Genomic DNA, 12817 nt, shown 5'->3' with positions numbered 1-12817 from the left:
TTATTTTAATTGAGACGATTTAATTTCTTTGGTCCATAAGGCTTCGCCTTTCACGTTAAAAATAGTGATTGTTATGGTACGGTCTTTTAAAGGTCCAGCTACTTCAATTTTCGAAAAAGCTCTTTCCTGTACCAGTGTGCCTTCTACCAAGGTTGCATTATAATCTTGTTTCACGGCATCCGCTTTACCTGCTGTCATCGGAGAAACTGTCAAATCATATAATGGGTAGGTACCTTCTCGTTCTAATTTATTTAAGTTGGTAATGTGTCGATCACCACTTAAAAATAGTACGCCAGGAATCTTACGATTCTTTATTTCTTTCAATAAGTAATTTCGCTCCCCCTCATAATTGGCCATATTTTCGAATATTTTAGCAGGACTAATTACTTGGCCACCATTAACGATGATTTTGAAACTAGCTTTGGATGATATTAACGCGTCCAATAACCAAGTCATTTGTTTTTGTCCCCAGTAGTCCTTATTGGGGTCATTTAATTCGTTGGGCGCTTTATTCCAACGGTCATCCATTAAAAAGAATTCCACATCAGCCCATTGAAATTTCCCAGTAATCCCTTCGTTTGGAAAAACATAGTTGGGATTTCCCCAATACATTTTAAACATTTCCAAAGAGGTATGTTTTAATGGAAAGGAACGATCGGCATCATTCGGGCCATAATCATGATCATCCCAAATTGCATAGTGATGAACGTTCGCTAAAAGAGGTTGTATCGATTTTACACTACGCGCATGGTCATTGCGGTAAATCATACCTGTTCTTGTGTAATCGGGCTCACGGTAGTAAAAATTATCACCTCCCCACAACATAAAATCGGGTTTTTTCGAATACATCGCTGCATAAGCCTCATCTGCCCCTCCGTAAGGTCTACCTGGTCGGTCCGATGTTTCATCATTAACATAATTACATGTTCCGAAAATAAAAGAAAATGCAGGAGGGTCTTTGCGATATTGCCAAAGTTCCTGAGTTTGGAATTCCAAAGGATAATCAAAAGCTATTTTTTTACCATTCACGACGACTTCGTATTCATACTTTTTACCCATGGTCACCTCATCTGCAATGATTCGAGCGATGTAAGCATGTGCTTTGGCGGTATGAACAGGATCTGTTTTGTGAATTATTTTGTCACCTTTTTCCCAGTATTGGATGCTTACGTCAGCTGGTTTTTCGGTTTGCACCCAAATCAATACCTCCTTCATGTCGGAATAGCCCAACATCGGTCCGCTTTTGATTTGTGCTTTGACCCAAAGTGGTGCTAGCAGTATAAAGGCAATAATTATGCTTTTCATGTTCGTTAGATTAGTATCTTTGTGGCTTATAATTTTTCCTATGGCATATTATTCAATTCAGAACATTCCTTTAACAGATTTGGCTAAAGAATTTGGTACACCTTTGTACGTATACGATGCTAACAAAATTAGGGAAAAAATCTCGGTTTTAAGAGCTGCATTTGAGGGAATTGATTTGACCATTAAATATGCTGTAAAGGCCAATACAAATCTATCCATATTGCGACTCATGCGGGCAAATGGAGTCGATATGGATGTAGTCTCTCCGCAGGAATTAGAAATGGGTTTAATTGCCGGCTACAAGGGTTCAAATATTACGTTTACACCTTCTGGAGTTCATTTTTCGGAAATAGAATATGCCGTTTCAAAAGGAACAATAGTTAACCTTGATAATTTGTCAGTCTTAGAGCAGTTTGGTTCAAGGTATGGTTCGTCTCAGCCTTGTTTGATTCGAATAAAGCCACATGTTTTTGGGGGTGGTAATGAGAAGATTATGACGGCGCATCCTGAATCAAAATTTGGTATTTCAATTCATCAAAAAGCGGAGATATTAGCAATTGTTGAGCGATATAATATGCAGGTAATCGGATTGCATCAACATACGGGTTCCGATATAAAAGATGGAAAAACCTTTGAACAAGCGGCTTCTGCTCTTTTTGATTTTGCCTATGACTTCAAAGATTTACAAATTATAGACTTAGGTGGTGGATTTAAGGTGCCATATTCACCAGAAGATCCGGGAGTGGATATGAAGGATGTTGGTCAAATTATGAGTAATGCCTTTCGTAACTTCTGCCAAAAATACGGTCGAGAATTGCGACTTTGGGTAGAGCCAGGTAAGTTTTTGGTAAGTGAGTCAGGTACTTTTTTGGCTGAAACAAATGTCGTAAAGCGCGATCCTGTAAAAACGTTTGTTGGCATAAACTCTGGTTTAAATCACTTGATTCGTCCGATGATGTATGGTTCTTATCACTATATTTTCAATGCCTCCAATCAAGATACCTCAAAAAAAGAAGCTTATCGCGTAACTGGATATATTTGCGAAACGGATACATTCTCGTTTGATTTGGATGGTAAGCAAAATGAACGTTTGTTAAATGAGGTTAAAGAGGGCGATATCATAGCTTTGGCAAATGCGGGAGCATATGGATTTACCATGGCTTCACATTATAATGCGCGTTTTCTGCCAGCTGAGGTGCTTGTTGATGGAGGCATCGCCCGAATAATTCGTAAGCGTGAGACGATGGAGGATTTGTTGAGAAATCAAGAAATATAAACAAGTAAAGACGCGAGGTATCGCGTCTCTACAATCCAATGTCTAACGTCCAACGTCTAACGTCCAAGGTCTAACGTCCAAGGTCTAACGTCCAACGTCTAACGTCCAAGGTCTAACGTCCAACGTCCAAGGTCTAACGTCCAACGTCTAACGTCCAACGTCTAACGTCCAAGGTCTAACGTCCAACGTCTAACGACTAACGTCTAACGTCTAATACAATACCCACGTATCCTTCGAACCGCCTCCCTGTGAGGAATTTACGACAAGTGAATCTTTACGGAGCGCCACCCGCGTTAATCCTCCTGGCATGACTTTTACTCCATCCCCATAAAGGATATAAGGACGTAAATCTACATGTCTTCCTTCCGCATGGTCACCGATCAAACAAGGAACACGGGATAATGAAATAGTCGGTTGAGCTATGTAATTTCGTGGATTCTTTACAATGTATGCTTTAAATTTTTCTTGTTCTTCTTTTGTAGATTTTGGGCCAATTAACATCCCATATCCACCAGCCTCATTCGCTTCTTTAACTACCAGTTTTTCAATGTTTTCCAACACATAGTTACGATCCTCCTCTTCCGAACAAATGTAGGTTTTTACATTTTGAATAATTGGATCTTCATTCAAATAGTACTTGATAATACGTGGCACGTAGGCGTAAATTACTTTATCATCCGCGACCCCAGTTCCCGGTGCATTCGCAATAGCGACCTTCCCATTTTTATATACCTCAAAAATACCAGGGATACCAATCATTGAATCCGGGTTAAAAACGGTCGGATCTAAAAAGGTGTCATCTATCCTACGGTAAATCACATCAACTATTTTGAATCCTTTTGTCGTTCGCATTTTGACATATCCCTCGTGTACAACCAAATCGCGCGCATCCACTAATTCAACGCCCATTTGCTGAGCCAAATAAGAATGCTCAAAATAGGCTGAATTGTAAATTCCAGGGGTTAAAACGACGACGGTAGGCTCCGGACGATCACTGATAAAGCGAAGCATTTCCAACAATTTATGCGGATAATCGGAAACAGATCTTATTTGGGTTTTAGCAACGACTTCTGGAAAAGTTTGTTTTAACAACTCCCGGTTTTCCATCATATAGGATACACCCGATGGGCAACGCAAATTATCTTCTAAAATCATGTACTCGCCATCCGAACCACGGATTAAATCAGTTCCCGTGATATGGATATATATGTTTTTAGCCGGTTTAATACCGATACATGGCCTTAGGAAGTCTTTGGATGACTCGATTACCTCCCTAGGAATAATCCCGTCTTTAATGATTTTTTGATCGGAATAAATATCATTTAGGAATAAATTCAAAGCTGTAATTCGCTGAATAAGTCCTTTTTCGATTTTTTCCCATTCTTTCGCCTCTACGATTCGAGGGATAATATCAACGGGCATGATACGTTCCGTCCCTTCATTTTCTGCATAAACATTGAATGTAATTCCCATGGCCATTAATGCCCGTTCAGCAGATTGTTGGCGCCTGGTAAATTCGACTTTTTTTAACTGCTCTACACGTTCTTTAAAATGCGTATAGCCTGGACGAACTTCACCTTTTTCGGTAAACATTTCGTCATAAAATCCGTCGGTTTCGTACTGGTCAAATGAGAAATTCATACGCTTAATTTAATTTGAAATGCTTGATATTGAAATAATTTAGCATATAAATGTGGTAATTGTTTATCTACTTTCCCCTAATTTTAAATCTTAGTCGGAAATTTCAGTTAATTACCAAAATTTTACAATTTTAACCGCATTTTTGGCTGTATTTTTGTTTTATGGTTTTACTGAATTTTCTATTTTTTCAAAGTCCTATTGGGCCTATTCGTGTTGAATATACGCTTCAAGGTCTTTCAAGCCTTCGGTTTGTCGAGATTTTGGGTGAAAGCCATACAGAAATTCCAGAAATTGAAAAGTTAATCCTGTCCGATTTAACAGGGTATTTTACGCAAAAGAATTATGTATGGAAATGTCCCATTGCCCCGTATTTAGGAACTGAATTCCAAGAAAAAGTATGGAATACTTTACTCGAAATCCCCTCAGGCGAAGCTTGGACATACCGAGAAATTGCTCAGCGAATAGGTCAACCCAAAGCTTCGCAAGCAGTAGGAAGTGCGAATAGTCAAAATCCCGTATTGCTTCGTATTCCATGCCATCGGGTGATTGGTTCTACCGGTGCAATGGTTGGATATGCAGGGGAATTATGGCGTAAAGAATGGTTGTTGACGTATGAAGGTTTTTCCGGCACAAACCAACAAATGAATTTATTTTAAGTATGGAGAATGAACAAATTGTTGATGCCCTAGAGCTCTTAGTCAAATTATGGGATGTGCATGGCATCAATGAATTTAAAAGTAAAAACCTCAGTTTTGCCGCACGGGGTCTAGATAAATACCCAGGAAGAATTGCAAATCTTGATTTAGATGCCTTGTATGCAATTCCAGGAGTGGGGAAGGTAGTCGTTCAAATCGTTCAGGATATTGCTCATACGGGGACTTGCGCCGATTTGGAAGCTATGATTGAACAAACGCCTCCCGGAATTCTGGATATTTTGAAAATCAAAGGATTAGGTCCCAAAAAAGTAGGTGTCATCTGGCGTGAATTGGGCATTAGCGAATTAGATCATTTGCTTGCCGCTTGTCATGCAAACCAACTCGAACAGCTAAAGGGTTTTGGAAAAGCGATTCAAGAGAATGTCTCAGCTTATATTTTATTTCTTAAAGAGAATCGGCGTAAATTGAGGTTGGATAAGGCGGAAAAGTTAAGTATGCATGTACTTGATTTGTTACGACCTGTATTCCCAGAACTTTATGTTGCGGGTGAGTTAAGTCGAAATTGTGAAGTAATTACCAGTCTAGTCTTTATCGCCCAAACTGCTGATATGTTCGGTGCACATGGATTGATCGAAGGTGTAGAAGGTATGCAAACGGACTACCAACAATCTTCTCCTTTTACGTGGAGAGGTCATTTGGAAGGTCATTTAATACCTATTGAAATTCATTTAGCTGAGCAAAGTCAGGCGACAGCGCTGCAATTCCAATTGGGTTCTAATCCTGAACATTTAGCACTTGTTAATTACTTTCAGCAAAAAAACATCGTCCAAATTGAAGAGGTGTATCGTTCTCAAAATCTTCCATTTATTGTGCCTGAAATGCGTGAAGGTTTCAAAGAATTTGAATGGTCGATCAAGCACCAACCAGCAGATCTAGTTCAATTAGCTGATTTAACGGGATGTTTACATAACCATTCAACTTACTCGGACGGCAAGAATAGTTTATTGGAAATGGCGGAAGCTTGTCGTGCCCTTGGTTTGACCTATTTTGGTATAGCCGACCACTCGCAATATGCTGCTTATGCGGGGGGATTGAAAGAAGAAGATGTTATTCGCCAGCATGCCGAAATAGATGCCTTGAATCAAACCTGGGATGATTTCCAAATCTTAAAAGGGATAGAAGCCGATATTTTACCCGATGGTAGTTTGGATTATAATGACCGAATTTTAGCATCTTTTGATTACATAGTTGCATCTGTGCATGCGCAGTTAGTGATGGATCAAGATCGTGCGATGGGCCGACTGATTAAAGCGATTGAAAATCCGTATACCAATATTTTAGGTCACCCAACGGGACGATTGTTGCTGACTCGTTCAGGATATCCGATCGATACAAATAAAATTTTAGATGCTTGTAAAGCGAATGGTGTTAGCATCGAGTTAAATGCAAGTCCTTACCGATTGGACTTGGATTGGCGACATATTTATGAGGCTATGGAAAAAGGAGTTTATGTATCCATAAATCCTGATGCCCACAAAATTGAAGGATTAAAGGATATGGAATATGGCGTTCGTGTAGGCAGAAAGGGGGGATTGTTGAAATCTTTGACCCTTAATGCACTACCACTGAACGAACTGAAAGCTTTCTTTTCGAAAACTTAGAAGTTGGGTTTTAAAAGGTATTTTGAATAGAATTCATCAATAATTCGTACCGCATCTGTGGGTGTATCGACGACTGAAAAATAGGCTAAATCTTCTTCATGAATATTACCATGCTGGACCATGGTTGTTTTCATCCAATCAAACAAACCTGACCAATATTCTGATCCTACCAAAACAACGGGGAATCGACCTATTTTATGGGTTTGAATTAGGGTTAAAGATTCGAACATCTCATCCAAAGTGCCGAAACCGCCGGGCATGATGATAAAGCCTTGTGAATATTTTACAAACATCACTTTTCGTACAAAGAAGAAATCAAAATTAATATTCTTATCGTGATCAATGTATGGATTCGGTGTTTGTTCAAATGGCAATTCGATATTTAATCCCACAGAACGTCCTTGTTCACTTTTTGCTCCTTTATTTCCAGCTTCCATAATGCCAGGTCCACCTCCTGTGATAACCCCATACCCATGACGTACAAGCTTTGCTGCAATTTCTTCTGCAATCTGGTAATATTTGTCGTCAGGTTTGGTTCTTGCAGAACCAAAAATGCTAACGCAAGGGCCTATTTTAGATAGTTTATCAATTCCCTCCACAAATTCACTCATGATTTTAAAAATCCGCCAAGATTCTTCGGATTTTATTTGTGACCAAGTCTTATCTCCAAATACTTTCTTAATTCGGTCCTCATCTTCTCTCCATTGATCTGTCATAATATATCTGTTTGAACATTGGCAAATGTAGTTGATAACAGCGTACCTTTGTAAAAAATAACACAGCATTTTTTATGACATTAGCAAAATCTTTCGCCGTAGGGGGCGATCACGCAGGATTTGATTACAAAAATCAATTAATTGATTATTTAAAAATACAAGGTTTTGCCGTGAAGGATTGTGGTACTTTTTCTGCAGATTCGGTAGATTACCCTGATTTTGCGCATCCGGTTGCCGAGTCTGTTGAAAATGGTGAGTCTGGTTTTGGTTTATTACTTTGTGGTAGCGCGAATGGGGTTGCGATTACTGCTAATAAACATCAAGGTATCCGTGCTGGATTAGCATGGAACGTGGATGTAGCTAAATTAGTTCGCCAACACAATGATGCTAATGTTTTATGCTTGCCTGTTCGATTTATCTCATTAGAAGAAGCCAAAATTTGTTTACAAGCATTTATTGATACTCCTTTTGAAGGAGGTCGTCACGCTGGCAGAGTAGGTAAAATAGCCTGCTGCTAGTCTACGCGCTTGTATAGTTTATTTTCCGCTGGGGTATACCGCTGTTTGAGATAGGGTAGATAGTATTGAACTAATTTAAATTTACCGGTTGGGTCATAAATATATGTTGGCGGATCCTGCGTCATATATTGATCCAATAATACAATGGTTTTGTATTGGTCTAATTCATCAAACAACGATTTTGACATCTCCCAATTAACAAAGGGGCCTGCCATGGTATTGTATCGATAGGCCTCAATTTGTGGGCCAAGAATCATAAGTTTTTCATTGCGAATAGCTACTTCACTTTTCTTTAGTCGTTTATGAATTTGTGATTTCCAATCAAATTGTACTGAGAAATAGGTCATTCCAAGTAGTAACCACAACATCACTTCCCGAATCCAATATTTATTTAATAGGAAAAAGCTATTTAAGCTAAAATAGGCAAGTGCAGGTAAGAAAAAAAGCAAATTATTACTTGCCGTAGCTGGTAGGGTAAACGTGGCAAAAATACCAGTAAAAATCCAAATCAAGTTGGTTTGCTGTGCTTTTTGACCGGTAGATTTAATTTTAGGATTCTCAATCACTTTCCAAAATCCAACGATGGCAAACCCCATGGCTGGAATATAGGCCCATGCAATTTCCTGTAATTCTTCCCAAACTGGCGCATGAAATTCTATAGCAGAATTTTGAAAAACTTGAATAAGGTAAGGAAAATTTCCATGGTAGGTATACACCAACCCCGTTATGATGTTTACTATTAAGAAGCCAACCATAACCAATAGCAATTGGCGAATGTTGATACCTGAATAAAAGACCAAACTTAAAATTCCCCAAAAAATGAATAGGAAATAACTTGGATAGCATAACCCTGCAGCACCAATGAAAAGTCCGATTAAAAAAACGCGGTCATCCACATTTAGTGTACTTTGCTGCTTAACAACTTCTCGCCATGCCAGTAACAAAAAAGTCACACCCAACAAAGCCGCAGATGGAATAGCAAACTCCAATGAAAAATGGAAAAACAAGGAGTATATGAAAAATGGAAGATTGCCTAATGGGGGCATTAATTCATACCGCTGTATGGTTTGCTGGAATATAAATGCTTGGAAAATAATTAAGCCACTCGCCCAGTAGGCATTCATATATACCGGAAAGCTAAAAAAATCCAATAATTGAAAAAAGCCAGCAGCAAATGGGCCGGCATTATCACGAACATCTTGATACATTCGAAAGCCTTCGTTCAGCTTTTGCCCGATTAATTGATTTTTCAATTCCCAATAAAATGGCTCAATATCTGCTTGGATAAACAAGAATGTAGAAATTCCCCATATCACCAACATGAATATTAGTGGAATAGATGCGTTTGAACGGAGAAATTGAAACATAATTGAATTTTGAATTCGCTAAATTACGGTGATTCCAATTATTATTGTGAAATTTGTGAGATTTTTGAGAAGAAAAGCATCGGAGAAATTATGGAAAGTAAACGTCAACAAAAGTTTGGGAGACAAATTCAGAAGGATTTAAGTGAAATCTTTCAAAAAGAGTTTAAGGAATTGTTTGGTCGGGCGATGGTGACGGTTACTGATGTAAAAGTTAGCCCTGATTTATCTGTTGCACGCGTCTACCTCAGTTTCTTATTAGCCGACGATGTAACGAACATCATGGATTTATTAGCTGAAAAAAATAAAGCTATTCGTAATGCCTTAGCAAATCGGATTCGTAAACAGGCAAGAATTATTCCACATTTAGGCTTTTATTTGGATGATACAGCTGCTTATGCTGCAAAGATTGAAGCTTTATTCGAAGGGTTAGTTATTCCTCCCTCGGACGGTATCCCATCAGAAGAATTATAATTAGCGTTTCCCGTGAATCTATCCTTATTTATTGCAAAAAGGTATTTTTTTTCAAAAAGTAAGGCGAGTTTTATCTCCCTCATCTCGCGCATTTCCATGATTAGTGTGGGCGTCGAAGTGATGGCGCTCATTCTGATACTTTCGGTGTTCAACGGATTAGAAAGTTTTCAAAAAGGTTTATTCAAAACCTTTGATCCCGATTTGCGTATTATGTCCTCTGAACAGCAAGCTTTTCAGTTGACAAATCAACAATTAAATGAAATTCGAGCTATTTCTGGTATCCAATTTGTTAACCCTGTCTTAGAAGATCAAGGCCTTTTGCGTTTCAATCAAAAGCAATTAGTCGTTCGATTCAAAGGAGTTGATTCAACGTTTCTAGCGGCTAATCGACTGAAAAATCAAGTGGTGGAAGGTGATTACTATCTTGGGGATTCCACGAATGCATTCGCTATGGTTGGGATTGGCGTATTTTTAGGCATGGGCATGAGTTTTGAAAATACCGTAGAGCCTATCCAAGCTTGGTATCCAGATCATAACCGTTTACGCCGATTTGCCCTTTCTGAAAATACCATCCGAAGTCAAGTATTTTTTCCTTCTGCAGTATTAGAAGTGGAGCAAAACTTTGACAATCAAACCGTGATTGTTCCTTTAACTTGGATGGAAGGTTTGATGGACAGGCCTGGCCTCCGTTCCGCTTACGAAATTATATTGGATGCGAAGGCCAATGATGTGAAAGTTAAGGGTCAATTAACTCAATTATTAGGTAAAGATTTTGTGATACAAACGCGCGATGAACAACATGCCTTACTGTTGAAAGCCATTAAAATTGAAAAGCTCTTCGTATTCCTGATTATGGCTTTTGTAATGGGAATTGCTTCTTTCACGCTTTTCTATTCGTTATCTCTTCTCGTAATTGAAAAACGAAAAGATCTTCGTTCCCTTATGGCTTTAGGAATTAAACCGGGTCAATTGCTCCGAAGTTTCCTTTATTTAGGTCTTTTAATCAGCTTTTCTGGTGCTTTAGTTGGTATGTTTTTGGGATTTAGTTTGGCATGGGCCCAACAGCAATTTGGGATTGTTTCCTTGGGAATTCCCAATGCATTAATTGATGCTTATCCAATTCAAATGGATCCCATGGATTTTGTATGGACCGGTTTAGCCGTCGTTATAATCACTTTTATTGCCTCAATTTTCCCTGCTCGCAAAGCAGTCCAATTAACTTTTGATATTAAGTAGTTGGGTTGAATTCTCCTTCCCACTTCGAAACGACACAAGTGGCTACGCCATTGCCAGCTACCGATGTAACCGTTCTACCCATATCTAAAAATGGATCAACACCAAGTAATAAGGCAATCCCTTCCGCTGGTAAGTTAAACATTGTCAATGTTCCCGCGATAATAACCAAAGAAGCCCTTGGAACGCCGGCTATACCTTTGGATGTAATCATTAAGGTTAACAACATGGTAATTTGTTGTTCCATACTTAAATGAACCCCATATGCTTGAGCAATAAAGCCTGTTGCAAAAGTCATATACAACATGGAGCCATCCAAATTGAAACTATATCCTAATGGCAAAACAAATCCCACGATTCGCCGACTACAACCAAATTTTTCTAAAGCAGCAATTGTTTGTGGAAAAGATGCTTCTGAACTGGCCGTAGAGAATGAAATTAACAAGGCTTCTTTCAGTTCCTTAAGTAGTTTCCAATAATTTATTCCGTTTACTGCTGCGATAATCCAAAGAATGACCGTTGTAAAGAACAACAATCCGCCCATGAAACAAATCATTAAGTAACCATAGCTAATTAATATGCTTAACCCTTTGTTGGCTACAACTGTCGTCATTGCAGCAAATACGGCATAGGGCGCAACCTCCATGACATAGTTGACCATTTTAAACACGACTTCGGCTAAGTTTTCGATTACATGAATTAAACGTTTCCCTGTTTCGCCTATAGAACCTAAAGCAACTCCAAAAAATAGCGAAAAAATAACAATTTGAAGGATTTCGTTTTCTGCTAAAGCCTTGAAAAAACTATCTGGAAATATGTGTAGAATAAATTCTTCTAAACTTTTGGTTTTACTTGCATCAATTCCCGTTTCTGTACCTGCACTTGGTTTAGGCCAACTCTGCAAACTTCCGGGTTGGGTTACATTGACTACCACCAATCCCGTTACCAATGATAGAATAGTTGCAAAATAAAAGTACCCGATGGTTTTTATCCCAATGCGTCCAACCGCCTTAAAATCACCTAATTTTGCGATGCCTACCACTAAAGTACAGAAGACTAATGGGCCAACAATCATTTTGATCAAGCGCAAGAAAATTTTTGAAATTACTTGAACTTTGCTGGCAATATCATGGCTAGCCTCCGGTGAAAGCGTGATAAATAGGAACTCACCTAACACAAGTCCAAGGATGAATCCGATAATGATTTTATGGGTTAAACTTAGTTTCATAAGGTTTTAGGTTGATGTAAAAGCTTTTTATAAAGCGGAATGCGGTAAGCAATCATTCCCCAAATAAAGGGAAATAATAGCCAATCTAAAAGTTTGTAGTCTGTTTGAAATTGAATTTTATCAATTATGACACTCTTTGATGGATTTATGTACTCAATTCTGTGCTCATGTCGCCATTGTTTAATTCCGAATGGAACCCGAGTACCCTCATCCACAAAAATGTGCGACGTTGAATCTGCCATATAAGATGTAATTACAGATTTCCATTGAGTTTTGTAGATGATAAAATCAAGTTCAATGATTACCTCATCATGGGCCTGGCATCCATCAAATCGGATGATACGGGCAATGGGAAAGGGTGGAGCAAGTTTCGCTAATAAGCGCTCATCAAAAACACTCCATACATGCGACATGGAGGCCGAAACCCGACAAGAAACGATGAAATTTGGCATTAAAAATGTGCCAAAATTTGAATAAAAAATCCGACAATGGCCTTAAAGCCTAATACAATGTATTGGCTCCAACTCGCTGGATTGGATTCTGAATTACGTTCTTCGTCCTGAGCAGATTCGTTTTTTGCTTCAGATGCTTGGTATAAGTTGGCCGGTTTTTGTTGGCGTTGTACCGAATCTGCCTGAACTGTTTTACTCTTAGGATGCAAAACAGAATATTCTACTAAGCCAAAATTGCTAAACAAGAGAGGTGCACAATATATAAACAGAATAAAACTTACTTTCTTCATTAC

General features: G+C 38.7%; 13 protein-coding genes. 6 read left to right on the top strand and 7 right to left on the bottom strand.

What is annotated here, in order from left to right; genetic code table 11:
- Window positions 1-1305, bottom strand: a complete 1305-nt coding sequence (locus ACIQZ2_RS05195) for an alkaline phosphatase D family protein (protein ID WP_395767786.1) — start codon at window positions 1303-1305, stop codon at window positions 1-3.
- Between the two features lie 40 nt (window positions 1306-1345).
- On the opposite strand from ACIQZ2_RS05195, the gene lysA reads away from it, so the two are divergent.
- The gene (lysA, locus tag ACIQZ2_RS05190) at window positions 1346-2581 is read left to right on the top strand and encodes a diaminopimelate decarboxylase (protein ID WP_395767785.1); all 1236 of its coding nucleotides are present in this window, start codon (window positions 1346-1348) and stop codon (window positions 2579-2581) included.
- A gap of 210 nt (window positions 2582-2791) precedes the next feature.
- On the opposite strand, the gene ACIQZ2_RS05185 is transcribed toward lysA, so the two are convergent.
- Complete coding sequence (locus ACIQZ2_RS05185; RefSeq protein ID WP_395767784.1) at window positions 2792-4222, bottom strand: circularly permuted type 2 ATP-grasp protein; 1431 nt, start codon at window positions 4220-4222, stop codon at window positions 2792-2794.
- 161 nt (window positions 4223-4383) lie between these two features.
- On the opposite strand from ACIQZ2_RS05185, the gene ACIQZ2_RS05180 reads away from it, so the two are divergent.
- Together ACIQZ2_RS05180 and ACIQZ2_RS05175 are read left to right on the top strand one after the other, a co-directional pair.
- The gene (locus ACIQZ2_RS05180; RefSeq protein ID WP_395767783.1) at window positions 4384-4878 is read left to right on the top strand and encodes a methylated-DNA--[protein]-cysteine S-methyltransferase; all 495 of its coding nucleotides are present in this window, start codon (window positions 4384-4386) and stop codon (window positions 4876-4878) included.
- 2 nt (window positions 4879-4880) lie between these two features.
- Window positions 4881-6539: a PHP domain-containing protein gene (locus ACIQZ2_RS05175; protein ID WP_395767782.1), complete on the top strand. Its 1659-nt coding sequence runs from the start codon at window positions 4881-4883 to the stop codon at window positions 6537-6539.
- Here the strand turns inward: ACIQZ2_RS05175 and ACIQZ2_RS05170 are convergent.
- Entirely contained in the window at window positions 6536-7255 is a 720-nt protein-coding gene (locus tag ACIQZ2_RS05170) for a TIGR00730 family Rossman fold protein (protein ID WP_395767781.1), read from the bottom strand. The genes ACIQZ2_RS05175 and ACIQZ2_RS05170 overlap by 4 nt on opposite strands.
- A 74-nt stretch (window positions 7256-7329) precedes the next feature.
- Here ACIQZ2_RS05170 and rpiB point away from each other — a divergent pair, with 74 nt between their 5' ends.
- Entirely contained in the window at window positions 7330-7773 is a 444-nt protein-coding gene (rpiB, locus tag ACIQZ2_RS05165; RefSeq protein ID WP_395767780.1) for a ribose 5-phosphate isomerase B, read from the top strand.
- Here rpiB and ACIQZ2_RS05160 read toward each other — a convergent pair.
- Window positions 7770-9140, bottom strand: coding sequence for a DUF6427 family protein (locus ACIQZ2_RS05160; protein WP_395767779.1), 1371 nt, complete (start codon window positions 9138-9140; stop codon window positions 7770-7772). The two genes, rpiB and ACIQZ2_RS05160, sit on opposite strands and share 4 nt — an antisense overlap.
- A 90-nt stretch (window positions 9141-9230) precedes the next feature.
- Here ACIQZ2_RS05160 and rbfA point away from each other — a divergent pair, with 90 nt between their 5' ends.
- Window positions 9231-9611: a 30S ribosome-binding factor RbfA gene (gene rbfA, locus ACIQZ2_RS05155; RefSeq protein WP_395767778.1), complete on the top strand. Its 381-nt coding sequence runs from the start codon at window positions 9231-9233 to the stop codon at window positions 9609-9611.
- Between the two features lie 12 nt (window positions 9612-9623).
- Window positions 9624-10847 carry an ABC transporter permease gene (locus tag ACIQZ2_RS05150; protein ID WP_395767777.1) on the top strand — a complete coding sequence of 408 codons (1224 nt, stop codon included), beginning with the start codon at window positions 9624-9626 and terminating at the stop codon, window positions 10845-10847.
- Here ACIQZ2_RS05150 and ACIQZ2_RS05145 read toward each other — a convergent pair.
- From ACIQZ2_RS05145 to ACIQZ2_RS05135, 3 genes are read right to left on the bottom strand one after another with little or no spacing between them, the layout of a single operon-like run.
- Window positions 10840-12072, bottom strand: a complete 1233-nt coding sequence (locus ACIQZ2_RS05145) for a dicarboxylate/amino acid:cation symporter (protein WP_395767776.1) — start codon at window positions 12070-12072, stop codon at window positions 10840-10842. The two genes, ACIQZ2_RS05150 and ACIQZ2_RS05145, sit on opposite strands and share 8 nt — an antisense overlap.
- The gene (locus tag ACIQZ2_RS05140) at window positions 12069-12524 is read right to left on the bottom strand and encodes a hypothetical protein (RefSeq protein ID WP_395767775.1); all 456 of its coding nucleotides are present in this window, start codon (window positions 12522-12524) and stop codon (window positions 12069-12071) included. The genes ACIQZ2_RS05145 and ACIQZ2_RS05140 overlap by 4 nt, the downstream gene beginning before the upstream one ends.
- Window positions 12524-12814 carry a hypothetical protein gene (locus ACIQZ2_RS05135; protein ID WP_395767774.1) on the bottom strand — a complete coding sequence of 97 codons (291 nt, stop codon included), beginning with the start codon at window positions 12812-12814 and terminating at the stop codon, window positions 12524-12526. Before ACIQZ2_RS05135 ends, ACIQZ2_RS05140 begins: the two co-directional genes overlap by 1 nt.
- Window positions 12815-12817 lie beyond the last annotated feature (3 nt).

The sequence above is a fragment of the Aquirufa sp. genome, assembly GCF_044342065.1.
In the GTDB taxonomy this organism is placed as follows: Bacteria; Bacteroidota; Bacteroidia; order Cytophagales; family Spirosomataceae; genus Aquirufa.
This window is presented reverse-complemented; position numbering and strand designations above follow the sequence as displayed.